Annotated in this window: 23 protein-coding genes; 14 read left to right on the top strand and 9 right to left on the bottom strand. The window is 70.0% G+C overall.

Annotated elements, in window-relative coordinates; translation table 11 throughout:
- Positions 1-11: 11 nt before the first annotated feature.
- A complete protein-coding gene (locus ACP699_RS09770; protein WP_426170837.1) occupies positions 12-236 on the top strand; it encodes a hypothetical protein in 225 nt (74 codons plus the stop codon).
- A gap of 19 nt (positions 237-255) precedes the next feature.
- Here the strand turns inward: ACP699_RS09770 and ACP699_RS09775 are convergent, their stop codons facing one another.
- Both ACP699_RS09775 and pyrE read right to left on the bottom strand, forming a co-directional pair.
- Positions 256-1158: an ROK family protein gene (locus ACP699_RS09775; RefSeq protein WP_055874767.1), complete on the bottom strand. Its 903-nt coding sequence runs from the start codon at positions 1156-1158 to the stop codon at positions 256-258.
- Positions 1155-1715 (bottom strand): orotate phosphoribosyltransferase, encoded by a 561-nt coding sequence (gene pyrE / locus ACP699_RS09780; RefSeq protein ID WP_017829594.1) that lies wholly within the window; start codon positions 1713-1715, stop codon positions 1155-1157. Before pyrE ends, ACP699_RS09775 begins: the two co-directional genes overlap by 4 nt.
- Positions 1716-1900: 185 nt before the next feature.
- On the opposite strand from pyrE, the gene ACP699_RS09785 reads away from it, so the two are divergent.
- Together ACP699_RS09785 and ACP699_RS09790 are read left to right on the top strand one after the other, a co-directional pair.
- On the top strand, positions 1901-2746 hold the full coding sequence (locus ACP699_RS09785) for an exodeoxyribonuclease III (RefSeq protein WP_017829595.1): 846 nt from the start codon (positions 1901-1903) through the stop codon (positions 2744-2746).
- An 11-nt stretch (positions 2747-2757) separates the two neighbouring features.
- Entirely contained in the window at positions 2758-3567 is an 810-nt protein-coding gene (locus ACP699_RS09790; RefSeq protein ID WP_055866249.1) for a Cof-type HAD-IIB family hydrolase, read from the top strand.
- 3 nt (positions 3568-3570) lie between these two features.
- On the opposite strand, the gene ACP699_RS09795 is transcribed toward ACP699_RS09790, so the two are convergent.
- Positions 3571-5610, bottom strand: coding sequence for an MSCRAMM family protein (locus ACP699_RS09795; RefSeq protein WP_426170841.1), 2040 nt, complete (start codon positions 5608-5610; stop codon positions 3571-3573).
- 245 nt (positions 5611-5855) lie between these two features.
- Here ACP699_RS09795 and ACP699_RS09800 point away from each other — a divergent pair, with 245 nt between their 5' ends.
- The 5 genes from ACP699_RS09800 (at position 5856) to ACP699_RS09820 (ending at position 11092) form a co-directional block, all read left to right on the top strand.
- Positions 5856-7121, top strand: coding sequence for a sensor histidine kinase (locus tag ACP699_RS09800; protein ID WP_270410995.1), 1266 nt, complete (start codon positions 5856-5858; stop codon positions 7119-7121).
- Positions 7118-7798, top strand: a complete 681-nt coding sequence (locus ACP699_RS09805; RefSeq protein WP_055866254.1) for a response regulator — start codon at positions 7118-7120, stop codon at positions 7796-7798. Before ACP699_RS09800 ends, ACP699_RS09805 begins: the two co-directional genes overlap by 4 nt.
- A 54-nt stretch (positions 7799-7852) precedes the next feature.
- The gene (locus tag ACP699_RS09810; RefSeq protein ID WP_141386989.1) at positions 7853-9025 is read left to right on the top strand and encodes a benzoate/H(+) symporter BenE family transporter; all 1173 of its coding nucleotides are present in this window, start codon (positions 7853-7855) and stop codon (positions 9023-9025) included.
- 97 nt (positions 9026-9122) lie between these two features.
- On the top strand, positions 9123-10007 hold the full coding sequence (locus tag ACP699_RS09815; protein ID WP_302794608.1) for an ABC transporter ATP-binding protein: 885 nt from the start codon (positions 9123-9125) through the stop codon (positions 10005-10007).
- Positions 10004-11092 carry an ABC transporter permease gene (locus tag ACP699_RS09820; RefSeq protein ID WP_426170845.1) on the top strand — a complete coding sequence of 363 codons (1089 nt, stop codon included), beginning with the start codon at positions 10004-10006 and terminating at the stop codon, positions 11090-11092. Before ACP699_RS09815 ends, ACP699_RS09820 begins: the two co-directional genes overlap by 4 nt.
- 103 nt (positions 11093-11195) lie before the next feature.
- On the opposite strand, the gene ACP699_RS09825 is transcribed toward ACP699_RS09820, so the two are convergent.
- On the bottom strand, positions 11196-14666 hold the full coding sequence (locus tag ACP699_RS09825; RefSeq protein WP_127483140.1) for a proline dehydrogenase family protein: 3471 nt from the start codon (positions 14664-14666) through the stop codon (positions 11196-11198).
- A 135-nt stretch (positions 14667-14801) separates the two neighbouring features.
- Between ACP699_RS09825 and ACP699_RS09830 the strand changes: the two genes are divergently transcribed.
- Positions 14802-15710, top strand: a complete 909-nt coding sequence (locus ACP699_RS09830) for a LysR substrate-binding domain-containing protein (RefSeq protein WP_055866264.1) — start codon at positions 14802-14804, stop codon at positions 15708-15710.
- Between the two features lie 120 nt (positions 15711-15830).
- Entirely contained in the window at positions 15831-16418 is a 588-nt protein-coding gene (locus ACP699_RS09835; protein ID WP_055866266.1) for a nitroreductase family protein, read from the top strand.
- Positions 16419-16505: 87 nt separating this feature from the next.
- Here ACP699_RS09835 and ACP699_RS09840 read toward each other — a convergent pair whose 3' ends face one another.
- Positions 16506-18713: an ATP-dependent Clp protease ATP-binding subunit gene (locus ACP699_RS09840; protein WP_017829611.1), complete on the bottom strand. Its 2208-nt coding sequence runs from the start codon at positions 18711-18713 to the stop codon at positions 16506-16508.
- Positions 18691-20004 carry a bifunctional phosphopantothenoylcysteine decarboxylase/phosphopantothenate--cysteine ligase CoaBC gene (gene coaBC, locus ACP699_RS09845; RefSeq protein ID WP_426170849.1) on the bottom strand — a complete coding sequence of 438 codons (1314 nt, stop codon included), beginning with the start codon at positions 20002-20004 and terminating at the stop codon, positions 18691-18693. Before coaBC ends, ACP699_RS09840 begins: the two co-directional genes overlap by 23 nt.
- Before the next feature lie 68 nt (positions 20005-20072).
- Here coaBC and ACP699_RS09850 point away from each other — a divergent pair, with 68 nt between their 5' ends.
- Positions 20073-20774 carry an NRDE family protein gene (locus ACP699_RS09850; protein ID WP_127483143.1) on the top strand — a complete coding sequence of 234 codons (702 nt, stop codon included), beginning with the start codon at positions 20073-20075 and terminating at the stop codon, positions 20772-20774.
- A 37-nt stretch (positions 20775-20811) separates the two neighbouring features.
- Here ACP699_RS09850 and ACP699_RS09855 read toward each other — a convergent pair whose 3' ends face one another.
- The gene (locus ACP699_RS09855; RefSeq protein ID WP_426170852.1) at positions 20812-21786 is read right to left on the bottom strand and encodes a GlxA family transcriptional regulator; all 975 of its coding nucleotides are present in this window, start codon (positions 21784-21786) and stop codon (positions 20812-20814) included.
- Between the two features lie 86 nt (positions 21787-21872).
- Here ACP699_RS09855 and ACP699_RS09860 point away from each other — a divergent pair, with 86 nt between their 5' ends.
- Genes ACP699_RS09860 through ACP699_RS09870 form a run of 3 tightly spaced genes read left to right on the top strand, consistent with a single transcriptional unit; the run spans position 21873 to position 23341 of the window.
- Positions 21873-22034, top strand: coding sequence for a hypothetical protein (locus ACP699_RS09860; RefSeq protein WP_426170854.1), 162 nt, complete (start codon positions 21873-21875; stop codon positions 22032-22034).
- A 55-nt stretch (positions 22035-22089) separates the two neighbouring features.
- Positions 22090-22722, top strand: a complete 633-nt coding sequence (locus ACP699_RS09865) for a LysE family translocator (protein WP_426170856.1) — start codon at positions 22090-22092, stop codon at positions 22720-22722.
- Between the two features lie 58 nt (positions 22723-22780).
- Positions 22781-23341, top strand: a complete 561-nt coding sequence (locus ACP699_RS09870) for a hypothetical protein (RefSeq protein WP_170287836.1) — start codon at positions 22781-22783, stop codon at positions 23339-23341.
- A gap of 29 nt (positions 23342-23370) precedes the next feature.
- Here ACP699_RS09870 and ACP699_RS09875 read toward each other — a convergent pair whose 3' ends face one another.
- Both ACP699_RS09875 and ACP699_RS09880 read right to left on the bottom strand, forming a co-directional pair.
- Positions 23371-24594, bottom strand: a complete 1224-nt coding sequence (locus ACP699_RS09875) for a glycosyltransferase (protein WP_426170859.1) — start codon at positions 24592-24594, stop codon at positions 23371-23373.
- Between the two features lie 6 nt (positions 24595-24600).
- Positions 24601-25833 (bottom strand): glycosyltransferase, encoded by a 1233-nt coding sequence (locus ACP699_RS09880; RefSeq protein ID WP_055874809.1) that lies wholly within the window; start codon positions 25831-25833, stop codon positions 24601-24603.
- Between the last annotated feature and the right edge of the window lie 22 nt (positions 25834-25855).

Consider the following 25855-nt stretch of genomic DNA (forward strand, 5'->3'; position numbering starts at 1 on the left):
GGAGAGTACGCGTGTCCACGGAGGTCCTCGCGATCATCATCAGCGCCGTCGGCGTCGTGGTGACGCTCGGCACGAGCATGTTCGTCGGCGCCGCCCGGATGGTCCGCCGCATCGACGCCGTCGACGAGAAGCTGACCGCCCGCATCGATGCTGTCGCCGCCGACGTCACCGACCTGAAGATCTCCGTGGCGCGGCTCGAAGGACCACCCCGGCACCTGCTCACCGCGCGCCGCTGAGCAGCGCGCCTGGAAGCTCCTACCGGAGCACGAGGGCGGCAGCGCCGATGAGCGGCCCCTCGTCGCCCAGCCCCGAGCGCACGACTCGGGTTCGGCGCGAGTACTCATGCGCCGCGCTCGCGGTGAGAGCCTGCTGCACGAGGTCGATGTAGTCCGCCGACACCCGTGAGAATCCGCCGCCGATGGCGACCACGTCGAGGTCGACGAGGGTGGCGGCATCTGCGAGAGCCTCGCCCACCTCGCGGGCCGAACGCTCGATCGCCGCCCGTGCGACCGGGTCGCCTGCGGCCGAATCGCGAGCCAGATCCTCGCCGGTCGCTCCTGTCCAGCCCTGCTGCTGCGCCCAGGCGGCGCTCGCGGGCCCCGAGGCGATCTCCTCGAGGGTCAGGCCACCGTGACGACGCACCTGACCGAGATGCCCGGCGTTGCCGGTGGCACCGGGGATGTAGGCGCCGTTGGCGACGAACCCGCCGCCGACACCGGTGGAGACGACGATCGACAGCGAGGCGCCGGCGCCCTGCGTGGCACCGAGCCACGACTCGGCGAGCGCGAGTGCACCGCCGTCGTGACCGAGCACGGTGGGCACGTCGCGTCCGAGGACGGTGGATGCCGCAGCACGGACGGCCTCTTCGAGGCCGAAGCCGCGGGCGAGGGGCATGTTCACCGGCATGATCGCGCCGGCTGTGCGGTCGATGGGTCCGGCGCTGCCGACTCCCGCTCCGACGAGCTCGGCGTCCGCGGGAAGAGCCGCGAGGGCGTGCTCGACGATGGCGACGACCGAGGCGGTGAGCGACGCGAGCGTGGCTTCGCGACCGGTCGCCTGCCGGCTCCTGCTGCCCTCGACGAGCAGACCGTCCTCCGCGACGAGCGCGGCCTCCATCTTCGTGCCGCCCACATCGACGGCGAGCGCGTAGCGCGTCACTGGGGGTCGAGCCCGAGGTCGTCGAGGTCGAAGGCCGCGCGCCATTCCAGGCCCTCGGCTTCGATCGCGGCCTGTGCGCCGGTCTTGCGGTCGACGATCACGGCGACCGCGACGATCTCGGCGCCTTCCTTGCGCAGGGCTTCGACGGCCTTGAGCGCGGACTGGCCGGTGGTCGAGGTGTCTTCGAGCACCACGACGCGCTTGCCCTTGACGTCTGCGCCTTCGATCTGACGGCCACGCCCGTGGTCCTTGGGCTCCTTGCGCACGACGAAGGCGTCGAGCGGGGTGTCGGTGGCGACCGACGCATGCAGCACCGCGTTCGCGATCGGGTCCGCACCGAGGGTGAGGCCGCCGACCGCCACGACATCGAGGTCGCCGATCAGGTCGAGCATGATGCGACCGATCGCGGGAGCGGCACGGTGGTCCAGGGTGAGCTTTCGCATGTCGACGTAGTACGTCGCCTGCTTGCCGCTGGAGAGGGTGAAGTCGCCGTGGAACACCGCCTCCGCCTTGATGAGGTCGAGAAGTGTCTGGCGGTCTGCGTCGAGTGCGGTCACGGCATCCAGTGTAGGAGGCAAGCCGGCGTCGACGGGATCCGAGACTTCGGATGCATGGGCCCCGACCGGATGCATGAGAACCGGGGCCGCACCGCTCATGCGCCCGTCCAGCACTCATGCAGATGTCGGCGAGGGACGTCCGTTCGGCGGTGATCCGTGTAGGAGGTGGGCCCTAGGCTTGAGGCATGCGCTTGGCCACCTGGAACGTCAACTCCATCCGCACCCGCGTCACCCGCACCGTCGAGTTCGCCGTCCGAGAAGACATCGACGTGCTGGCGATGCAGGAGATCAAGTGCAAGCCCGAGCAGTTCCCCTACGGTCCGTTCGAAGAGGCCGGCTACCACGTCGAGGTGCACGGGCTGAATCAGTGGAACGGCGTCGCGATCGCGAGTCGACTGCCGGTCACCGATGTGCGCACGTCGTTCGATGGGATGCCGGGCTTCGCGAAGGGGCATGAGGGGCCGGATGCGCCGCTCGAGGCCCGCGCGCTCGGCGTGATGGTCGAGGGGGTGCGGGTGTGGAGCCTGTACGTGCCGAACGGACGTGCGCTCGATGACCCGCACTACCTCTACAAGCTGCACTGGCTGGAGCAGCTGAAGAAGTCCACGGCCGCCGAGCTGTCTGCGAACCCCGACCTTCCGCTCGCTCTGGTGGGCGACTTCAACATCATCCCGTTCGATGTCGACAACGGCGACCCCGACATCGTGATCGGTCGGTCGACCCACGTCTCCCCGCAGGAGCGCGACGCGTTCTTCGCGTTCCAAGACGCCGGGGTCACCGACGTCGTGCGCCCGCTCATCCCCGAGGGCTTCACCTACTGGGACTACCAGCGTCTGAAGTTCCCCCGCAACGAGGGTGTCCGCATCGACTTCGTGCTGGGCTCGCGCACTCTCGCCGAAGCGGTCAAGGGCGCGTCCATCCACCGCGACGAGCGCAAGGGCGAGCAGCCCAGCGACCACGTCCCGGTGGTCGTCGATCTCGATTTCGGTGGCGCCGATGACGACGACGACCTCCCGATGATCTTCTCCTGAGTGCCGATCTGATGAGCGTGCGGCTGATCGCCACCGATCTCGACGGCACCCTTCTCGACTCGACGCCCGCCGTCACCGCACGCACCCGTGCGGCCCTCGACGCGGCACGGGAGCGCGGAATCCACGTCGTGCCGGTCACGGCGCGTCAGCCGATCGGCCTGCGTGCCATCGCGGCGGATGCGGGCTTCGACGGCTGGGCTCTGTGCAGCAACGGCGCCTACGCCGTGCGCCTCGACGACGGGCGGATGCTGTTCGCCGAAGAGCTTCCGCCCGAGACGATCCGCTCCCTGGCCGAGGCCCTCCGCGCGAGCATCCCCGACCTGCTGTTCGCGAGCGTGCGCGACGCCGGCGAGACGTTCGTGGCCCAGCACGGCTATGCCGCGATCGCCGCTCTCGCCGACCACAAGCGCGACCCCGCCACCATGGGCGGCGTTCCGTTGGATCAGGTGCTCGCCGCTCCCAGCCTGAAGTTCGTGATCCGGCACCCCGAGCTCGCCCCGGCCGCCCTGTTCGACACGGTGCGCTCGCTCGGGCTCACCGGCTTCGAGGTCACGCTCTCGGGTGCGCCGTTCGTCGAGGTCATGGCCGAAGGCGTCACCAAGGCCACGGGTCTCGCCCGCCTCTGCGAGCACCTCGGCATCGACCGCGCCGACGTCGTGGCCTTCGGTGACGCGCTCAACGACGTCGAGATGCTCCGCTGGGCAGGGCACGGGGTCGCCATGGCCGACGCCGAGCCGCTCGTGCACGACGCGGCCGACGAGACGACCGCGTCGAACGACGAAGACGGTGTGGCGCAGGTGATCGAGCGGCTGCTCGGCTGAGGATCAGCTTTCGACGCGACGACGACGCACGAGCATCCCGCCCATCACCGACAGGATGACGCCGATCGCGACGACGGCCACCGGGGCGTCGAGACCGGTGCTGGCAAGCCCCGCGCCCGGCGCCGCTGCGCTGCCGCCCGCCTGCCCGCCGGTGCCCGTACCCGTGCCCGCAGCTGCGGTGACGGTGAGCGCCGTACGAGCGATCACTGTGGTCCCCGACAGCGCCACCAGGGTGTGCGCGCCCGCCGGCGCGGTCGCCGGGATGCGGAGGGTGCCCTGGAGCGCTCCGTCCGCGTCAGCCGTCAGCGTGCCGAGCGCGATCGGGTTGGAGTGCAGCTCGAACGCGATCGACGCTCCAGGCGCGAAACCGGTGCCCGAGATCGTGATGTCCTTGCCGGCGCGGATCGAGCCCGCGGCGAGCGCGAGGGTGGGCTTCGGCTGAGGCTCGGGATTCGTGACCGCGACGAGGGTGAAATCGATCCCCGTGACGGGGACACCCACGGTCGCCACGACGGGCGTCGCCAGCGCCGAGGTGGCGACACCGTCATAGAACTGAGGCTGCGCGATCGTGGTGCCGTCGTCGTGGAACAGAGCAGATGCCTTGAGGATGAATGATCCTTCGGGGAGCGCCAGGGAGTAGGCACCGGTCTGAGGGTCGGCGAAGGTCGTGCCGACGATCTGGTTTCCGGACCAGGCCTCGACGGTGACCTCGCGCTCGACGGCGGCGTCGAGGGTGACGGTGCCGGTCACGATGGCAGCTGCGTCGAGCTGCGCATCGATTCCCCCGACGTTCACTCCCGACGACACGGTGACGGCCGTCGCGGATGCCTTCGTGAAGGCGTCCGCCCAGTACTCCGCCCGCAGGTCGGAGTCGAAAGGCTCGAAGAGCACGCGGTACTCGCCAGGGGCGACGGCGACCTGATAGGTGCCGTCGTTCGAGACGCCGGAGAAGTACGCGTGGCGGTCGTCGTCCACGCTGGTGATGGTGACCCTGCCGAGTGCGCGGGTCCCGTCGCTGCTCTTGGTCACCGATCCGCTGATGTATCCCACCGTCTCGAGCGCCGCGTCGATTCCGGTGGTCGTCTGCGACTCGGTGACGACGACGATCTTCGCAGCGTCGAAGCTGTACGCGTTCTCCCAGTACTCCGCAGAAAGCCCGGGGCCCGGCTCGGCGAACTGCACACGATAGGAACCCGCGGCGAGTCCGTCGACGTGGTATCCGCCCGTGAGATCGGTGCGGGCGAAGGCGGCGATCTCGCCGTTCATGTCGAGAGCGTTGACCGTGACGTTCGCGAGCGCCTCGCCGTTGTCGGTGCGCGTGACGACGCCGGCGATCGATCCTCCCGCCGCGAGGGCGGCATCGATCCCGGAGGTCGTCGTGTGCTCGGCGATCACGATCGGCTCGGCTTGCGAGTATTCGGAGGCGTTCCTCCAGTATCCGCGCTTCAGGTCGGTCCCCTCCGCGTGGAATCCGATGACATAGGAGCCGCCGGGAAGACTGCCGAGCGTGTATCGCCCGGCCCCGTCGGTGAGGGTCGAGGTCCAGTACCCGTCCGTGCCGTCCGCGGTCACACGGGCCCCGCTGACGGGCGTGCCGTCATCGGCACGCGTGACAGTGCCGCTGATCGATGAGGTCGGAGTGGGTGCGAGCGCGGCATCGACACCAGGATGCGCGGAGCCGTCGACGACGGCGACGCGCTGCGCGCCCAGAGAGTCCCTGGCGTCGTCCCAGTACTCGGTGGCGTAGTCGCCCGCCGGATCGAAGAATCGCACGAGGTAGCTGCCCTCGGCCAGGCCGCTGAACGTGTAGGCGCCGCTCGCGTTGGTGACGACGGTGTGCCATCCGGTATCGCTATCGCGCTGCGCCCGCACCTCGATGCCGGCCAGGGCTGTTCCGCCTACGGTCGATGTCACCGTCCCGGAGATCGAACCGGTGACGACCGGGTCGTCTTCCGCGGCGGCCGCCGTCACGCCGCCCAGAGCGAGCGCGAGTGCCGCCGCTGCGCCGAGTACCGCCCGAATGAATGCGCGTCGTCGCGCCATGTTCCCACCCTCCGAAGAAGGACGATCTCGCGAAGGATGTCGCGGTCGACCTCGAGCCCGAGCCGATCGCCCGGTAACGCTCACATCGAATCTAGAGGCTCGGTGCAGAGGAAAGGAATAGTCGATACACAGGAGTTACTCGTGCTCGGGTGAGGAAACACCCCGTCTTCAGCACTCGATCCCTCCATCCCCGATCCCCCGCACGGGGGATGCGACGCCGACACACCCCGCCCTACGGTGGAGGGATGCCTGCTGTCCCGTTCCTCCGCACGCCGACCGAGCGCGAACGGCGCGGCGACATCGTCCTCGCCGTGGTCATGTTCGTGGGAGCCGTGCTGAGCGCCGGGCTCTCCTCGATCGCCCAGGTGTACGGCGACGAACAGGCTCCGTTGTGGACCGCACTCGTGTACGCGGTCGTCGTGACCGCTCCGCTCGCGGTCCGCCGCCGCTGGCCCGGCACGGTCGCCATCATCGTGGTCGTCGCGTACTTCATCGCGGTGACGATCCGCGTCCCCGAGATCTACGTCGGCAACATCGCGATGTTCATCGCGATCTACACGGCGGGGGCGTGGATGAACGATCGTCGCCGCGCGGTCATCGTCCGCATCGGGATCATCGTGAGCATGTTCGTGTGGCTGCTGATCACGATGTACCGCGATGCGATCCTCGAAGCCGACAAGGCGGACGTCATCGCCGGAGCCATGTCTCCCTACGTGGCCTTCATGCTCATCCAGCTGCTGCTGAACGTGCTCTACTTCGGCGGGGCCTACTACTTCGGCGAGCGGTCATGGGCTGCAGCGACACAGCTCGCGGTGCTCGAGCAGCGCACGGCCGAGCTCGAGCGCGAACGCGAGGTCACCGCGGCACAGGCGGTGGCCCTCGACCGGGTGCGCATCGCCAGGGAGCTGCACGACGTGGTCGCCCACCACGTGTCGGTCATGGGCGTGCAGGCGGGAGCCGCGCGCCTGGTGCTCGAGCGGGACCCGGCAGAGTCCGCACGCATCCTCACCGGGATCGAGGGGTCGGCGCGTGACGCCATCCACGAGCTGCGCCAGCTGCTGGAGACTCTGCGGACCCCCGGAGGAGAGACGACGGATGCCGCCTCGACCCTGGCCCTCGACGACATCCCCGAACTCGTCGACGCCTCGACCGAGGCGGGGCTGCCGACGGCGTACACGGTGATCGGCGACCCGACGCCCGTGCCTTCGCTCGTCGCCGTGAATCTGTATCGCATCGCCCAGGAGTCGCTGACGAACGCCCGCCGCCATGCCGGGCCCGATGCGACCGCCGACGTCCGCGTGCGCTACGACGATGACGGCGTCGAGGTCGAGATCGTCAACACCGGGCGCCCGGTCGCCCAGGTGCGCCCAGGACTCGGACAGCTCGGGATGCGCGAGCGTGCCGCGGCGTCCGGCGGCACCCTCGAGGTGACCCCCCGTCCGTTCGGCGGGCTGCGCGTGCGCGCCCGTGTGCCCCTGCCCTTCACGAGCGAATCGAGCGTGAACCGATGACCGCCCCGATCCGCGTGCTGCTCGTCGACGATCACGCACTGCTGCGCGCCGGCTTCCGCACGATCCTCGACACGCAGACCGACATCGCCGTGGTCGGGGAGGCATCCTCCGGGGCCGAGGCGGTGGCGCAGGCCGCGGCCCTGCATCCCGACGTCATCATGATGGACGTGCAGATGCCCGACATGGACGGCATCGAGGCCACCAGGCGCATCGTCGCCGACCCGGGCGTCGACGCGGCCATCGCGATCGTCACCACGTTCGACCGCGACGACTACCTGTACCGGGCTCTGGACGCGGGGGCCGGCGGGTTCCTGCTCAAGAACGCCGGCGCCGAGGATTTGATCGCGGCGGTGCGGGCACTGGCCGCGGGCGATGGCATGCTCGCCCCCGAGGTGACCCGCCGCGTGTTGGCGCGCTTCGCCGCGACACCCGCTCCCGCCGCCGCATCGGCCACGAGCGGCGCCCTCCCGAAAGTCGCACTCGCCGAGCCCCTCACCGATCGTGAGGCCGAGGTGCTCACGCTGCTCGCCGATGCCCGCAGCAACGCCGAGATCGCGCAGGCGCTGTTCATCGGCGAGGCGACCGTGAAGACGCACGTCTCGCGCGTCCTGCAGAAACTGGGCGCCCGGGATCGCGTGCAGGCGGTGGTGCTGGCTCATCGCATGGGGCTCGCGTAGCGCGGCGCACCCGGGCTCCGCGCCGACCTCCCGCTCCGCGATAACCTCGGAGCCATGTCCGACGCCGCACCCCTGTCCCGCCCGATCCTCGCGGGGGTGGTGACGGCACTGGTCGGCTTCACCAGCTCGTTCGCGGTCGTGCTGACCGGGCTCGATGCCGTCGGGGCGAACGCGGCGCAGGCGGCGAGCGGACTCCTCGCCGTCAGTCTCACGATGGGCCTGGCCTGCGTGGTGCTCGCCTGGCGGTATCGGATGCCGATCACGGTCGCCTGGTCGACGCCCGGTGCCGCCCTCCTCGTGGCGACCGGCGCTGTCGAAGGCGGGTGGTCGGCAGCGGTCGGCGCCTTCCTGATCACCGCGGCCCTCATCCTGCTCACCGCTCTCTGGCCGGCGCTCGGTGCGCTGATCGCCCGCATCCCGCCCTCGATCGCGCAGGCGATGCTCGCCGGTGTCCTGCTGCCGCTGTGTCTCGCCCCGATCACCGGTATCGTCGCGAACCCCTGGGGCGTGGTACCGGTCGTGCTCACCTGGCTGCTTTTCGCCCGTCTCGCACCGCGCTGGGCGGTGCCGCTCGCGTTCGTCGCCGCGGCCGTCGTGGTCGCCGTGTCGCTGATCGGAGAAGGCGCACCGTTCGACCCCGCACTGCTCCTCCCGCGCCTCGAGTTCACGGCACCGACGTTCACGGTCGGCGCTCTCGTCGGCCTCGCGCTGCCGCTGTTCATCGTCACGATGGCCTCCCAGAACGTGCCGGGCATCGCGATCATGCGCAGCTTCGGGTACGAGGTGCCGTGGCGTCCGGCCATGCTGGTGACCGGGATCGGCACGGCCCTGGGAGCGACGGCAGGCGGACACGCCATCAACCTCGCCGCGATCAGCGCCGCACTCGCCGCGTCGCCGGACGCCGATCCCGACCCGAGGCGACGGTGGGTCGCCGGGGTCTCGACCGGGGCGTCGTACCTCGTGCTCGCCGTGTTCTCCGCCGCGTTCGCCGCCCTCGTGGTGCTCGCGCCCGCCGCCGTGATCCCCGCCGTCGCGGGGCTGGCTCTATTCGCCGCGTTCGGCTCGGCGGTGCAGCAGGCGATCGACGATCCGAACGAGCGGATCCCCGCCGTGGTGACCTTCCTGGTGGCCGCATCCGGGATCGCCGTCCTCGGTGTCAGCGCCGCGTTCTGGGCCCTCGTGGCAGGGCTCCTGGTGCGCACGGTGCTGCACACCCGACGCCGCTGATCCTCCCCTCCCCCTGACGGGTGATCCTCTCGCGTCCGCCGCAGGGGGGATGCCCCGCGATGCCTGTGCTCCGTAGCGTGAGGGTATGACCACAGGAATGCTCGAACTCTCCGGCATCACCAAGAGCTACGGCTCTCGGCGCGTGCTCGATGACGTGTCCTTCACCGTCGCCCCCGGGCGGCTGACGGGCTTCGTCGGCGGCAACGGCGCCGGCAAGACCACCACCATGCGCATCGTCCTCGGCCTGCTGTCCTCGGACGGGGGCACGGTCGACCTGGACGGTGCCGCCCTCACCGCCGAGGACCGCCGCCGCTTCGGCTACATGCCCGAGGAGCGAGGGCTCTACCCGAAGATGAAGGTCCTCGAGCAGATCGTCTATCTCGCCCGCCTGCACGGCTTCGGCAAGCAGGAGGCCACGGAGCGGGCGAGCGCCCTGCTCACGGAGCTCGGACTCGGCGAGCGGCTGAACGACACGATCGAATCGCTCTCGCTCGGCAACCAGCAGCGCGCGCAGATCGCCGCCTCTCTCGTGCACGACCCCGAGGTGCTCATCCTCGACGAGCCGTTCTCCGGCCTCGACCCGCTCGCGGTCGACGTGGTCGCGGGAGTCCTGCAGGCCAGTGCCGCCAAGGGCGCCTCCATCCTGTTCTCCTCCCATCAGCTCGACGTGGTCGAGCGCCTGTGCGACGACCTCGTCATCCTCGCCGGCGGCACGATCCGTGCGTCCGGTTCCCGCGAGGCGCTGCGTTCCGAGCACGCCAGGGACCGCTACGAGCTCGTCTCCGCGGGCGACGCCGGATGGCTGCGCACCGAGCCAGGAGTGACGGTCGTCGACTTCGAAGGCGGCTACGCGCTGTTCGACGCGGACGGCCCCGAGACGGCGCAGCGCGTGCTGCAGTCCGCCGTACAGCGCGGCGATGTCGCGAGCTTCGCCCCCAAGCATCCGTCCCTCGCACAGATCTTCAAGGAGGTCATCCAGTGAGCGCCCCCACCCCCGTCCGCGCCTCCAACGGCATCTGGCTCGTCGCCGAGCGCGAGATCGGATCGAAGCTGCGCAGCAAGGCGTTCCTGATCTCCACCGGCATCCTGCTGGTCCTCGCGCTCGCCGGCATCCTGTTCGGCGGTTTCGCGAGCAAGAACACCGACACCACGCCGATCGCCGCGACGGCGGAGACCGCGTCCGCCGTCTCGGCCATCCCGAACGTCGAGGTCACCACGGTCGCCGACCAGGCCGAGGCCGAGAAGCTCGTGCGCGACGACAAGGTCGATGCCGCAGTGCTGCCCGGCGACAGCCCCTCCGGCTACACGGTCATCGCCCTGCAGGATGCCCCTGGTTCGATCATCTCCGCGCTGTCGATCTCTCCCGAGGTCGTCATCCTGGAGCCGGCCACCACCAACCCGCTGCTGCGGTACTTCATCGCGATCGCGTTCGGCCTGGTGTTCATGATGGCCGCGGCGACGTTCGGCGGCACGATCGCGCAGAGTGTCGTGGAAGAGAAGCAGACCCGCGTGGTCGAGGTGCTGCTGTCGGCGATCCCGGCGCGCACACTGCTGGCGGGCAAGGTCATCGGCAACACGGTGCTGGCGATGGGGCAGATCCTGGCTCTCGCAGCGGTGGCCACGATCGGGTTGATCGTCACGGGTCAACGCGAGGTGCTCACGACGCTCGGGGCGCCGATCATCTGGTTCGCCGTGTTCTTCCTGTTCGGCTTCATCCTGCTCGCGGCGATGTTCGCGGCCGCGGCCTCCATGGTCTCTCGCCAGGAGGACATCGGCTCCACGACCACCCCGATCACGATGCTGATCATGGCGCCGTACATCCTGGTGATCGTGTTCAACGACAACCCGCTGGTGCTGACGATCATGTCGTACGTGCCGTTCTCGGCCCCGGTCGGCATGCCGATGCGCCTCTTCGTCGGGGAGGCCCAGTGGTGGGAGCCGCTGCTGAGCCTGGTCATCCTGCTCGCGAGCTGCGTGGCCGCGATCGTCATCGGCGCGAAGATCTACGAGAACTCGCTGCTGCGCATGGGTTCCCGGGTCAAGCTCTCCGAGGCCCTGCGCGGCTGACGCCGGGGACGCCGAAACCCACACCGCACGCCGAAACCCACCGTCGCAGACGTCTGCGACGGTGGGTTTCGTTGTGGCCGATGGGTCTCGGCTGCCCCGCGGGTCAGATCACGCCGTCAGCGAGGGTCGTCGGGTTGCCGAAACGGTGGTTCGTGATCGACACGGCCTGCTCGTGCAGGAACGGCAGCATCTCGACGCGACCGGCACCGGTCACGGCGTGCGACCAGACCGCCACGTCGGGGCTTCCGTCGAGCGCTTCGTGGAGAGCGGCGGCGTCGCCACCGACCAGACGCACGCGGTGCCAGGAGTTCGCCGCCTTCGCGTAGCGCTTTGTCCATGCCGCATCCGACTCGTGCTTCACGCTCACGCCGTGCGCACGCAGCGCCTTCTCGATGCGCGAGGGCAACGCCTGCGCCGACACCGTGAACGGGCTGCCGCTGCGCAGGGCGGCGGCGAGCACGCGGATGCCGTCGACGAGCGGGGAGTTCTCGGCGATGCGCACGTCGACCGCGACCGGACGGTAGCGGAAGAGGTTGCGCTCGACCCCGAGTCCGGACTTGTCGCTCACCGCGCCGAACTCATCGACCCAGGCGCGCTCGTCGGACGCCGCGGCGCGGTGCAGCCATTCGGCCTCTGCCGCGTCGACCTCGGCTCCGGCCGCATCCAGCAGCGCAGCGACCACGGGTACGACGGCCGCACTCGGCGCCGCAGCCGGAAGGTCGGCCGGGGCCCACTCGCCCAGTCCGAAGAGGTAGTTCGGCCCACCGGCCTTCGCACCCGCTCCGACAGCCGAGCGCTTCCAGCCGCCGAACGGCTGACGCTGCACGATCGCCCCGGTGATGCCGCGGTTCACGTACAGGTTGCCGGCCTCGACGCGATCGAGCCAGGTGGCGACCTCCTCGGAGTCGAGCGAGTGGATGCCGGCGGTCAGGCCGTAGTCGACCGCGTTCTGCAGGCGCAGGGCCTCATCCAGGTCCTTCGCGTGCATGATGCCGAGCACCGGGCCGAAGAACTCGGTCAGGTGGAAGTACGAGCCCTCGCGCACGCCGGTCTTGACGCCGGGCGTCCACTGCTTCCCGTCTTCGTCGAGCTTGCGCGGCTCGACCAGCCAGCGCTCGCCCTTCTCGAGCTTCGTGAGCGCCGTGAGCAGCTTGCCGTTCGCGGGCTCGATGATCGGACCCATCTGCGTGGCCGGGTCATCGGGCAGGCCGACGCGCATCGAGGTCACGGCATCCACCAGCTGACGCTCGAACCGCTTCGAGTCGGCGACCGATCCGACGAGGATCGCCAGCGACGCGGCGGAGCACTTCTGCCCCGCGTGGCCGAACGCGCTGCGCGCCACATCGGCGGCCGCGAGGTCGAGGTCGGCGGAGGGGGTGACGATGATCGCGTTCTTGCCACTGGTCTCGGCCAGCAGTGGCAGGTCGGAGCGGAACGAGCGGAACAGCTGCGCCGTCTCGTACGCTCCCGTGAGGATCACGCGGTCCACCGCGGGGCCGGCGACCAGGCGCTTTCCGAGGTCGCGCGAGGCCAGGTCGACGAGGGCCAGCAGGTCGCGCGGCACACCGGCGGCCCACAGCGCTTCGACCATGACGGCGCCGCAGCGCTGGGTGAGCTTGGCCGGCTTGATGATGACCGCGGAGCCGGAGGCCAGCCCCGCGAGCACGCCGCCGGCGGGGATCGCGACCGGGAAGTTCCACGGCGGGGTGACCACGGTCACCTTCGACGGCACGAACTCCGCACCCGAGACGGTCTCGAGATCTTTCGCGCGCTCGGCGTAATAGTGCGCGAAGTCGATGGCCTCGCTGATCTCGGGGTCGGCCTCGGCGATGGTCTTGCCCGCCTCGTTCGCCATGATCTCGATGAGCTGACCGCGGCGCGCGGCGAGCTCGTCTCCGGCGCGGTGCAAGACGGCGGCGCGGTCGGCGGCCGGCAACGCGGCCCACTTCTCGGCGGCGGCGGTCGCTGCGGCGAAGATGCCGTCGAGCTCGGCATCCGTGTCGACCTTGGCGAGCGCGATGGTGTCGAGACCGAGCGTCGAGCCGACCGAGCGGCTCAGGATCTCACGACCCCAGGCGCGGTTCGCGGCGATGGCGGGGTCGGTGTCGGCCTGGTTCTCGAAGCCGGTGGTGGTTCCGGAGGGAGCCTCGACGGTACGGTCCTGCACGCGGTGGGGGCCGGGGACGAATCCCGCCTCATCGGTCGCGAGCGCGGCCAGCGAGCGCTCGAAGCGCTCCCGTTCGCGGGTGAGCAGGGTCGGGTTCGAGGCCAGCTCGAACACCGCGGACATGAAGTTCTCGGGGCTGGCGTTCTCCTCGAGGCGGCGCACGAGGTACGCGATCGCGACGTCGAACTCGGCCGGGTTCACCACCGGTGTGTACAGCAGCAGGCGTCCGACATCCTTGCGGACCGCCTCGGCCTGACCCGTCGCCATGCCCAGCAGCATCTCGTACTCGACGAGGGGGTCGGCGCCGGTCGGGTCGGCCACACCGCGCGCCTGCGCGAGCAGCCAGGTGTAGGCGATGTCGAACAGGTTGTGACCCGCGACGCCGATGCGCACGGCGTCGAGCCGCTCGGGCGTCATCGCCCAGTCCAGCACGCGCTTGTAGTTCGTGTCGGAGTCCTGCTTGGTGCCGTAGGTGGCGAGCGGCCAGCCGTGCACCTTCGAGTCGACCTCTTCCATCGCGAGGTTCGCGCCCTTGACCACGCGCACCTTGATCGGGGCTCCGCCCTTCGCACGGCGGGCGGCGGCCCACTCCTGCAGGTGCTGCATGGCGCCGAGGGCGTCGGGGAGGTAGGCCTGCAGCACGATGCCGGCTTCGAGGTCCTCCAGGCCGGGCTGGTCGAGGATGCTCGTGAAGGCCGCGATCGTCAGGTCGAGGTCGCGGTACTCCTCCATGTCGAGGTTGATGAACTTCGCCTTGCCCTGGGCTTCGGCACGGGCGGCGAGCTCGTAGAGAGGAGTGAGCTTCTCGACGACATCGGCCACCGCCTCGTCGAACGACCACATCGACAGCTGGCTCACGACGCTGGACACCTTGATCGAGACGTAGTCGACGTCGTCGCGGGCGAGGAAGTCGCGGGTGCCCTGAAGACGGTGCCCCGCCTCGCGCTCGCCGAGCACGGCCTCGCCGAGGAGGTTGAGGTTCAGGCGGTTGCCGCTCTTGCGCAGCTTCGCGATCGCGGGGCCGAGCTTGGAGGGCGTGGCATCCAGCACGAGGTGCCCGACCATGGCGCGCAGCACGCGACGCGAGATCGGTACGACGACGCCGGGGATCTTCGGCGCCCAGAAGCCGCCGGTCTTGATCGCGGCGCGCAGGTAGCCGGGCAGCAGCGCCGGGGTGATGTCGCTCAGCTCGGCGAGCTTGCGGCCGGCGACGCGCAGGTCTTCCGGACGCATCACGCCGTCGACGAAGCCGACCGTGAACGCGAGTCCGTTCGGGTCCTTGAGCACTTCGGACAGGCGCTGGGCGGCCGGCTCGACGGGGTGGGTCTCGCTCTCGACGAGCCAGCGCTGCACCAGGGCGGCGACGTCTTCGGTACGGGGAGTGGTGGTGTCGGCGGCGACAGGCATCGGTGGGACCTTCCAAGAGAGCGCACACCGGGATTTCGTGTGCGGGCTGGATCATTGTCCTGCCGCTCGGTAGGCTCCGTCTATCAACCGATTTGCGTGGATTCTGTTCACTCAAGCTGAACGAAGGATGCCGCCGTGCTGGATGTGAACCGACTCCGGATGCTGGTGGAGCTCTCGCGCCGCGGAACGCTGTCGGCCGTCGCCGACGCCCTCTCCTACAGCAAGGCCTCGGTGTCACAGCAGCTGAGCGCGCTGGAGCGCGATGTGGGTGTGCCGCTGCTGCGCCGGGTGGGGCGCGGAGTGCAGTTCACCCCGCAGGGGAACGTGCTCGTCGCCGAGGCCATCGGCATCCTCGATCAGCTCGAGCACGCCGAGGTCGCCGTCGCCGAATCGCTCACCGAAGTGACCGGCACCGTGCGCATCGCGGTGTTCCAGTCGACGGCGCACTCCCTGCTTCCCCGCGCGCTCGAAGCCCTCAAGGACCGGCATCCCGCGCTGCGGGTCGAAGTCACCGAGTGCGACCCGGAGACCGGACTGGTCGGGGTGTCCAGCCGCGACTTCGACCTGATCCTCGCCGAGCAGTACCCGGGCCGCACACGTCCGATCCACGCCGACCTCGACCGGGTGGTGCTCGCACACGACGCGATCGCGCTCGCCCGCCGCCCCGGAACCCCCGCGCACGCCGACGCCTTCGCTGCACTGTGGTCGACGCGGGAGGAGCCCTGGGTGCTCGAGCCCGCGGGCACCGCCTCGCGCGCCTGGGCCGAGCAGCTGTGCCGCACAGCGGGGTTCGAACCCGACGTGCGGTTCGAGATCGCCGACCTCACCGCGCACGTGCGGCTGATCCACGCCGGGCTCGCGGTCGGGCTGCTGCCGGAACTCGTGTGGGCGGGCGACACCCCGACCGTCGATCTGGCGCCGCTCCCCCACGAGCCCCGCCGCGAGATCTTCTCCTCTGCGCGGCGGGTGTCGGCCGACGCCCCCTCCATCCGCGCGGTGCGCAGCGCGCTCGCCGACGCGGCCTCGCACAACCTGCCCGTCTGAGCGGGCACCACCCTGAGCAGACGCAGAGGCACCCAGCGGGAATATGCATGCACATGCATCTGTTCACCCCCGTGTACCCGGACGAAGGAGTCCGATCCACTCCCTTCGAAAGGCACTTCTGTGAGCACTCCCGTCATCGACCGCACCGCACCGACCGAGCACCCCGTCCTAGATGTCCTCGCCGGTCGCTGGAGCCCCCGCGCCTTCGATGCGCAGAACTCGATCGACGAGGCCAAGCTCGCCACCGCCCTCGAGGCCGCCCGCTGGAGCCCTTCCGCCAACAACTCGCAGCCCTGGCGCTTCATCGTCGCCCGCCGTGGCACGGCACTGCACGCGCAGGTCGTCGACGCCCTGATGGGCTTCAACCAGGCATGGGCGGGCAACGCCGCCGTGCTCGTGGTCGCGATCGCCGAGACGGCCGACGCCTCCGGCACCCCGATCACCCACGCCCTCTACGACCTCGGCCAGGCCGTTGCGCACTTCTCGGTGCAGGCCCACCACGACGGACTGGTGGTTCACCAGATGAGCGGCTTCGACCCGGAGGTCGTCCGCGAGTTCGCCGACCTCGAAGAGCGCTTCGTGCCCTTCACCGTCTTCGCCGTCGGCGAGTTCGGCGACATCGAAGCCCTTCCTGAGGTGCTGCAGGAGCGCGAGGTCGCCCCGCGCGTGCGTCGCCCCATCGCCGAGACGGTCATCCTCAGCGCCTGAGCGCAGACCGCACGAACAAGAGCGCCGCCCCGGTTTCATCCGGGGCGGCGCTCTTGTGCACGCGGTGATGCTCAGTCTTCGAGCAGCTCAGTCCTCGAGCAGCTCGGCCTCGATCACGTCGTCGTCGGCCGCGGGTTCGGGCGTCGTCGAGGTGAGCACGAGGCCCATCCCATCGGCGGCCACATCCACCCGCACCGTGTCGCCGTCATGCACGCCGCCCGAGAGCAGCGCGGTGGCCAGCTTGTTCTGCACCTCGCTCTGGATGAGGCGGCGCAGCGGTCGGGCGCCGAACATCGGGTCGTACCCGCGCTCGGCGAGCCACGACCGGGCGTCCGGGGTGACTGCGAGCGTGAGCCGGCGATCCTTCAGACGCTTGTGCAGCTGATCGATCGACAGCTCGACGATCTGGGCGAGGTCGTCTTCGCTCAGAGCCGAGAACATCACGATGTCGTCGAGACGGTTCAGGAACTCCGGACGGAACGCCTGTCGCACGAGAGCCATGACCTGGTCGCGCTTCTCATCGGGTGCGAGCACCGGGTCGATGAGGATCGGCGATCCCAGGTTCGATGTCAGGATCAGGATCACGTTCGAGAAGTCGACCGTGCGGCCCTGCCCGTCGGTCAGTCGACCGTCGTCGAGCACCTGCAGCAGCACGTCGAACACCTCGGGGTGCGCCTTCTCGACCTCGTCGAGCAGGATCACGCTGTACGGACGACGCCGCACGGCCTCGGTCAGCTGACCGCCCTGCTCGTAGCCGACGTACCCGGGAGGGGCACCGACGAGCCGCGAGACCGAGTGCTTCTCGCCGTACTCCGACATGTCGATGCGCACCATGGCGTGCTCGTCGTCGAAGAGGAACTCGGCCAGGGCCTTGGCCAGCTCGGTCTTTCCCACACCGGTCGGTCCGAGGAACAGGAACGAACCGGTCGGGCGACCGGGGTCGCTGATGCCCGCGCGCGAGCGTCGAACCGCGTCCGACACCGCCTTGACGGCATCCTTCTGACCGATCAGGCGCTTGCCGAGCTCGTTCTCCAGGTGCAGCAGCTTCTCGCTCTCGCCCTGCAGCAGACGCCCGACGGGGATGCCGGTCCACGCCGCGATCACGGCGGCGATGTCCTCATCGGTCACCTGCTCGTTGACCATGCGGGGTTCGGCGGGGGTTGCCGCCTCGGCTTGCTCGGCCTCGGCGATGTCGCGCTCCAGCCGCTTGATGGTCTCGTACTCCAGCTTCGAGGCCTTCGTGTAGTCGGCGTTGCGCATCGCGAGATCGCGCTGGGTGATCGCGTCGTCGAGCTGCTTCTTCAGCTCACCGACCCTGTTGAGCCCCTGACGCTCGCGCGCCCAGCGGGCCTCGAGCTCGGCGAGCTGCCGCTCCATGCCCACGAGCTGCTCACGCAGAGTGCTCAGGCGCTCCTTGGAGGCGGCGTCCTTCTCCCGCTTCAGCGCGAGTTCTTCGAGCTTCATCCGGTCGACCTGGCGCTTGAGCTGGTCGATCTCGACCGGCGACGAGTCGATCTCCATCTTGAGCCGCGACATCGACTCGTCGATCAGGTCGATCGCCTTGTCTGGAAGCTGGCGCGCAGGAAGGTACCGGCTCGACAGTGCGGCCGCGGCCACCAGGGCGCTGTCGGAGATCGTGACGCCGTGATGCGCCTCGTACCGCCCCTTGAGGCCGCGGAGGATCGCGATCGTGTCCTCGACCGTCGGCTCGCCGACGTACACCTGCTGGAAGCGGCGCTCGAGAGCGGCGTCCTTCTCGATGAATTCGCGATACTCGTTGAGCGTGGTCGCACCGATCAGGCGCAGCTCGCCACGGGCCAGCATGGGCTTGAGCATGTTCGACGCAGCCACGGAGCCCTCGCCGCCGCCCGCACCCATGAGCACGTGCAGCTCGTCGATGAACGTGATGACCTGACCGTCGGACTCGGTGATCTCTTTGAGCACCTGCTTCAGCCGCTCTTCGAACTGCCCGCGGTACATGGCGCCGGCCACGAGTGCGGAGATGTCGAGCGTGACCAGCTCCTTGTCCTTGAGGGACTCGGCGACGTCGCCCGCGACGATGCGCTGGGCGAGTCCTTCGACGACGGCGGTCTTGCCGACGCCCGGCTCACCGATCAGCACGGGGTTGTTCTTCGTGCGGCGGGTGAGCACCTGGCTGACGCGACGGATCTCGCTGTCGCGTCCGATCACGGGGTCGAGCTTGCCCTCGCGGGCACGGTCGGTGAGGTTGATGCCGAACTGCTCGAGGGCGGACTGCTGCTCTTGATTCTGGTTACCGGTCTGCGGGGTGGTCATGCGCTCCTCCTGGAGATGCTCCTTCTGGTCGTCTCCCGCCTGCCGGATCGGAAGACGGGATCAAAGTTGAGTGTTGTTGACTCAAGTTTAGCACGCGCTGCTCTGCGATGACATCCCAGATCGCGACGGCGACCGCCCGCTTGGACCCCGAAGCCGCACCCGCCTCGACGCCCCCTGGCCCGAGGATGTGCACCGCGTTCTCGACGGACTCGAAGCCGCGCTCCCACCCGACCTCGTTCACCACGAGGAGGTCGACACCCTTGCGCTGCTGCTTGGCGCGTGCACGGGCGAGCATCTCGGCCTGATCCTCAGGAGTCTCCGCGGCGAAGCCGACGACGAGCTGCCCCGGTCGCCGCGCCGCGGCCAGAGCCGCCACGATGTCCTCGTTCTCGATCAGCTCGATGGCCGGCACCCCGCCGCCCTCTTTCGTGAGCTTGCGCTCCGACACCTGCACCGGTCGGTAGTCGGCGACCGCCGCCGCCATCACGACGACGTCGGCGACCTCGGACTCACGCGTCATCGCCTCGGCGAGGTCAGCGGCGGCGCCGACGGGCACGATGCGGATCGACGGATGCCGCGCCTCGGCGAGCACATCGCCGGAGATATGGGCCGACACCAGGGTGACCTCGGCCCCACGGGCGGCGGCCTCGGCGGCGAGCGCCACCCCCTGCCTTCCGCTGGAGCGATTGCCGAGGAAGCGCACCGGATCGATCGGTTCACGCGTGCCGCCGGCCGAGACCACGACGCGCACCCCGGCGAGGTCGCCAGGAGTCAGCAGCGCTTGCGCGGCGGCGAAGATCTCCTCCGGCTCCGACATCCTGCCGGGACCGCTGTCGCCGCCGGCGAGCTCGCCGTCGGCGGGTCCGACCAGATGTACCCCGCGCTCCCGCAGGGTGGCGATGTTCGCCTGCGTCGCCCGGTTCCGCCACATCTCCGCGTGCATCGCCGGGGCGAGCAGCACCGGGGCTTCGGTGGCGAGCACCGTCGTTCCCAGGAGGTCGTCGGCGAGGCCCGCGGTGATCTTCGCGATCGAGTTCGCGGTCGCCGGGGCGACGATCACGAGCTCGGCGGCCTGGCCGAGGGCGACGTGCCGCACCTTCGCCACGTCGTCGTGCACGCTCGTGGTCACCGGGTGCCGGCTGATCGCCTCCCACGTGGGCAGACCCACGAAGCGCAGCGCATCCTCGGTGGGCACCACGGTCACATCGTGCCCGCCCTTCGTGAGCAGGCGCACGAGGTGCACCGTCTTGTACGCGGCGATGCCGCCTGTGACTCCGACGACGATGTTCACGTCTCGATTCTGCCCCAGCATCCGCCGTCGTGGGCCGACGCTGGCATCCTCGACCTAGACTTGGCACCGTGTGCACGGTCGTGATCGATGTCGAGAATGCCGGTTCCGCACGACTTCTCGCGGTCCGGGACGAAGACCCGCTGCGGGCGTGGGACTCCCTCGGAGCCTGGTGGCCCGAGGAGCACCCCGGCGTGATCGGGATCCGCGACCGTCGGGCCGGTGGGGCCTGGCTCGCCGTGAACCCCGCCGAACGTCGCCTCGCCGTGCTGCTGAACCGTGCGGATGTGCAGGGCCTCCCCGAGGCGCACGTCGTCTCGCGCGGCGCCCTCGCCCTGGAGTCGGTCAGCGGCCGCTCCCCCGTCGCACCGCTGTCGATGCATGGCTTCAATCTGCTCGAAGTGCGGCCGGAGGGCGCCAGGGTGCTGTCGTGGGACGGCGTCGACCTGCGTGAGACGCCCATCGATCCGGGCACGCACATGATCGCTCACGACGACCTCGACGATGTGACGACCCCGAGGATCGAGGCCTGGCTGCCGGAGTTCCGAGCCCTCGGGCCGACCGCTGACAGCGCGGACTGGACGGCCGAGTGGACCGCGCTGCTCGCATCCTCGACCGCCCTGGCCCCGGAGGATGACCGGGCGATCATCCGCGACAACCGTCCGCACGGCTACCCGACGCAGTCACTGCTCTACTGCGTCGCCACGGTCACCGGCGACGGTGTCGAGGTGCGCGACGTCACCCTCCCGACCCCGGCGCACTGGACCGAGTAGCCGGCGCGACCGGCTACTCGTCCGGCCCGACCCGGACTCAGGCTGCGGGCACCGCCGACTCCTCGGCGCAGGAGAACCGCGCGCGGTAGGCCGTCGGTGTGAGGCCGAGCACCCTGGCGAAGTTCTGCCGGAGCACGGCCGCCGAGCCGAATCCGCACTCGTCGGCGATGTGCTCGAGCGGGAGGTCGGTGCGCTCCAGCATCCGCTGCGCGTGGATGATGCGCTGACGCGCGAGCCAGGCCGCGGGCGTGGCACCGTACTCGGCCTTGAAGCGGCGGGCGAAGGTGCGCGGCGACATCAACGCCCTGGCCGCGAGCTGGTCGACGCCGAGGTCGTCGCGGAGGTTCGCGACCGCCCAGTCGGCGACGGCGGCGAGCGAGTCGGTCGGTACCACCGGGATCGGACGGTCGATGAACTGCGCCTGGCCACCGTCGCGCTGGGGCGGCACGACCATCCGGCGGGCGATGCGGTTGGTGAGCTCGGCGCCCACCTCCTGCCGGAGCAGGTGCAGGCAGGCGTCGATCCCTGCGGCCGTTCCCGCGCTCGTGATGATCTTGCCGTCCTGCACGAACAGCACGTCGGGGTCGATGTCGATCTCCGGGTACATCTCGGCCATGACGTGCGCGTACATCCAGTGCGTGGTGGCGCGCCGACCCTCGAGCACTCCTGCCGCAGCGAGGATGAACGAGCCGCTGCAGACGCTCATCACCCAGGCGCCGCGGTCGACCGCGTGCCTGGCGACGTCGAGCAGGAGCGGGTCGATGTCGCCCCACCGCTCGCGAGGAAGGGGACAGAACACCACGAGGTCGGCTTCGTACGCGAAGGCCAGATCGTGCTCGACGTTGACCGAGAAGCCGATCTTCGAGGTCACGACCCCGGCACGGGGAGCGACGATGCGGAAGTCGAAATTCGGCACGCCGTCATCGGCGCGGTCCAGGCCGAACGCCTCGCAGGCGACGCCGAACTCGAAGGGTGCGAATCCGTCTTGGATGACGCAGGCGACCGTCTTCATGCTCACACTCCCGTTGGCGGTTTTCTGACGTTGATAGTCAATCCTGCCACTCGTGGCGGTTCGACATCGAACGTAGCGTTTCTGCCATGATACTCCTCATCGCACTCCTCATCCTCGCCGCGTGGGCCACCGTCGCCACCGTCATCGAGCTGCGCCGCGACGGCTACCGACGCACCCCCACCGATTGGACGCGCGTCGCCGGCCGCGACATCGACCAGCAGGCCGAATCGGGCCACGTCTACCGCTGATCACCGCGGCACAGCACCCGGACGCTCCGGGTGCTGTGCGGTGTATCGTCGGCTCATGATCCCGCTCGACAACCTCGTCGCGTTCGCCGTCGCCTCCGTCGTGATCATCGCGATCCCCGGACCGAGCGTGCTGTTCGTGATCGGTCGGTCCCTCTCGCTCGGTCGCCGCGCAGGTGTGCTCAGCGTCGTGGGCAATGCCCTCGGCACCGTGCCCGCCGTGCTCGCCGTGGCCTTCGGAGTCGGTGCGATCGTCGCCTCGTCGGTGGTCGCGTTCACGGTGATCAAGATCATCGGCGCCGGGTACCTCGTGTGGCTCGGGGTGCAGGCGATCCGCCACCGCCATGCCCACACGACGGACGCGGACCGCACACCGGCCTCGACGGGAAGGCTGTTGCGCCAGGGGTTCATCGTCGGGATCACCAATCCCAAGACCATCGCCTTCTTCGTCGCGGTGCTCCCGCAGTTCGTCTCCCCGTCGACCGGCCCGGTGTGGGCCCAGCTGCTGCTGCTCGGACTCCTCTTCCAAGCGCTCGCGCTCGTCTGCGACAGCGTGTGGGCCCTCGCCGCCGGAACCGCGCGCACCTGGTTCGCCCGCTCGCCCCGCCGCATGTCCACGCTGTCCGGCACCGGCGGCGTGATGATGATCGGGCTCGGGGGCACGCTCGCCCTCAGCGGCGCCAAGAGCTGAGACCGCACCGGCGCTCGTCGCCGTGCACGACACAGCACCCGGGGCTACGCTCGTCGTCATGAGCGAGCCTCAGCAGCCTCCCGTTCCGCCCGCCGTGCATCTGCCCGCCGCGCCGCAGTACCCGGCGGTCCCGCACCCCACCGCTCCGCCATATTCGACCGCCGCGCAGCACCCCGCCCCAGCTGCCGGAGCCCCGGCTCCTCCGACGGCACACCCGACCGCGTACCCGACGCCCGCGCCCGGTTCCCCGGCCTCCCCGCCCGCGAGCCCGCTGTTCCCCGGTCACCTCGCGTACCGGCCTCAGGCCCGTGAGGGCAACCCGCTCGGCGTCACGGCCTTCGTGATCGCGGTGGCCACTCTCGCCGTCAACCTGTTCGGTGCCGTCGCCCGGCCGCTGGTCTACAGCGGCGACGGAGGGTTCGAGTTCATGCTCGCCCTCGACAACGGCATCGGCATCCTCAGCTTCTTCACCTACGTCGTGGCGCTGGTGCTGGCACTGGTGGCGGTGCGCCGTTCCTCCGCGCGACTGCTCGCCGGGATCGCCATCGGGGTGGCCGGAGCCGGTGCCATCGGGCTCGCATTCACCGGTCTCACGATCGCCCTATACCAGTACTACTGAGCCGGCGCCCGCTCCGGGAAGCCGCCGGGTCAGCCGCCGGCGAGCACCCGCTCGTAGACCTCGACCATCGCCGCCGTGCGCGATGACTGCCGGAACGCCTCGGCGACCCCCGGAAGGGGCGTCGGAGCCGTGCCGTCGGCGATGTCGGATGCGGCCCGCCGCAGGGTCTCGGCGAGCGCGGCGGTCCGCCGGTCTTCACCGGCCGCATCAGGAACAGCCCAGAGCCCGCCCCCCAGCTCGGCGGCGATGTCGGGGTCGCAGATCACCGACGGCGTCCCCAGCGTGGCGGCTTCGAACGGGGTCATCCCCTGGGTCTCGAAGCCGATCGACGTCTGCACCAGCGCGTCGGCGGCGGCGATCCGCGCCAGGGTCTGCGGGTAGGTGAGCCGTCCGGCGAAGCGCACGCCGTCGCGTCCGCGGACGATCTTCTCGGCGGCCGCACGCTGGGCCCCGCCACCGATGATCTCCAGGTCGGCGTCGACCCCCGAGGCGACGAACGCCTCGAGGAACGGCAGCAGCCGCTTCTCGGGGCTCATCCGACCGAGCCAGACGAACCGTGGACGCCCGGGGGCACGCTCGGCGGGGCCCTGTGCCAGCGTCTGCGCGCGCAGGTCGTCGTCGATGCCGTTCCAGATCACGTCGACGTGAGGGAAGACGTCGTGCTGCTCGAGGCGTCGGGCGAAGTGCGTCGACGGCGCCGTGACGGCGGAGGCCCCGGCGGCCAGGCCGCGCAGGAACGCCCACCCGTCGCTGCCGCGCACCCGGTCGCGACCGCTGCTCGTGGCGACGCCGCGCATCGCGATGCCGCGCCACATGTTCAATGCGGCGAGCACCGGACGGTGCAGCGGAGTGACGGCCGCGATGCCGACATCGACCCGGTTGTGCATCGTGTGCACGACGGGGACGCCGTGACGCTGCGCGTAGCGGTGCCCGATGAACGCGCCCCAGAAGTCGGCCTGGACATGCACCAGTTCCACGGGCGGCCGGCGGGTCATCGCCTTGTCGAGGAAACGGTCGGTCGCGCGACCCGGCCAGCTCATCGAGTACTCGCGGTCGCTCGTGATCGGCATCGAGGGCAGATCGACGTACGCCCCGCCGTGCGAGCCGGACGATGAGCGCGACCCGTGCATCTTCGGGGCGACGACCGTGACGGTGTGTCCGGCGCGCTCGAGGAACTCGCGCTGGAGTCGCATCGACACCTGCGCTCCGCCGAGGGAGTCGAGGTGCTGATCGCCGAAGAAGACGATGTGCATGGCGGGCTACTCCGGCAGCGGCTCGTCGCGGTACAGCGCCTCGAACGTGTCGAGGGTGCGGTTGATGTCGTGGATCGCGACGCCGTCGAGCGAGGCCCGCTGCATCCGCTCGTACTCCGCAGGCTCCGCAGTGAGCACGTCGGCCAGACGTGCGGCGAGCTCATCGACGTTCCCGGGCTCGAACAGGTACCCGTTCTCGCCGTCGTGCACGAGGTGCGGGAGGGCGACGGCATCCGCGGCGACGATCGGCAGGGCCGAGGCCATCGCCTCCATGGTCGCGATCGACTGCAGCTCGGCGATCGAGGCGATCACGAACAGGCTCGCTCGCGAGAGCAGCGCGCGAAGCTCCTCATCGCTCGTGCGGCCATGGAAGGTGACGCGATCGGCCAGGCCGAGCTGCGCCGTCAGATGCTCCAGCTGCTTGCGCTGATCGCCGCCGCCGACGATGTCGAACGTCGTGGCGAGTGCCGGGTCGAGCTTCGTCATCGCCTTGAGGATGACCTCGACCTGCTTCTCGGCGGTGAGCCTGCCGACGAAGATGATCCTGTTCTTCTCGCGCGGGGCGATCACCGGCGTGTACTGCGTGCGGTCGATGCCGCAGCTGACCGGGATGACGCCCTCCACCTCGACGGTCTTCTCGAGGAAGTCGGCGGCGCGGCGCGTGGGCGTGGTGATGGCGCGGGTCATGTCGAACGTGCGCTTCGCATCCGCCCAGGCGAACTTGAGCACCAGGTCGTCGATGAACTTCGGCATCGTCGTGTGGTCGAGGATGTTCTCGGCCATCACGTGGTTGGTCGCGATGACCGGGATGCCGCGTTCGTTCGCGATGTACGCGAGCCCGCGGCCGATCACGATGTGCGACTGGATGTGCACGACATCCGGCTGCACCTGGTCGAGAACCTTGCGGGCATAGTGCTTCGAGCGCCACGGCCACACGAACCGCAGCCAGTCGTGCGGAGCCCAGCGCAGCGACGGCAGCCGGTGCAGGGTCATCGGCTCGCCCTCGATCACCTCGGTGTGCGGCTGCGTACGCCGATACGCCTGGTTGGGTGCCACGACGTGCACGTCGTGGCCGCGCTGCACCAGTCCGGCGGCGAGACGCTCGGCGAAGCGGGCGGCGCCGTTGATGTCGGGCGAGAAGGTGTCGCAGCCGATCACGATCTTCAACGGTCGGGGCGAGGATTCGGCGGCGGGGCCGCTCGACGGATCGATCGGATCGTCGGAGGAGGTCACAGACATGCTGCCTTACGATGTGGCGGCC

This window comes from Microbacterium sp. DWRC1-3, assembly GCF_049896645.1.
GTDB classification, from domain to species: domain Bacteria; phylum Actinomycetota; class Actinomycetes; order Actinomycetales; family Microbacteriaceae; genus Microbacterium; species Microbacterium maritypicum.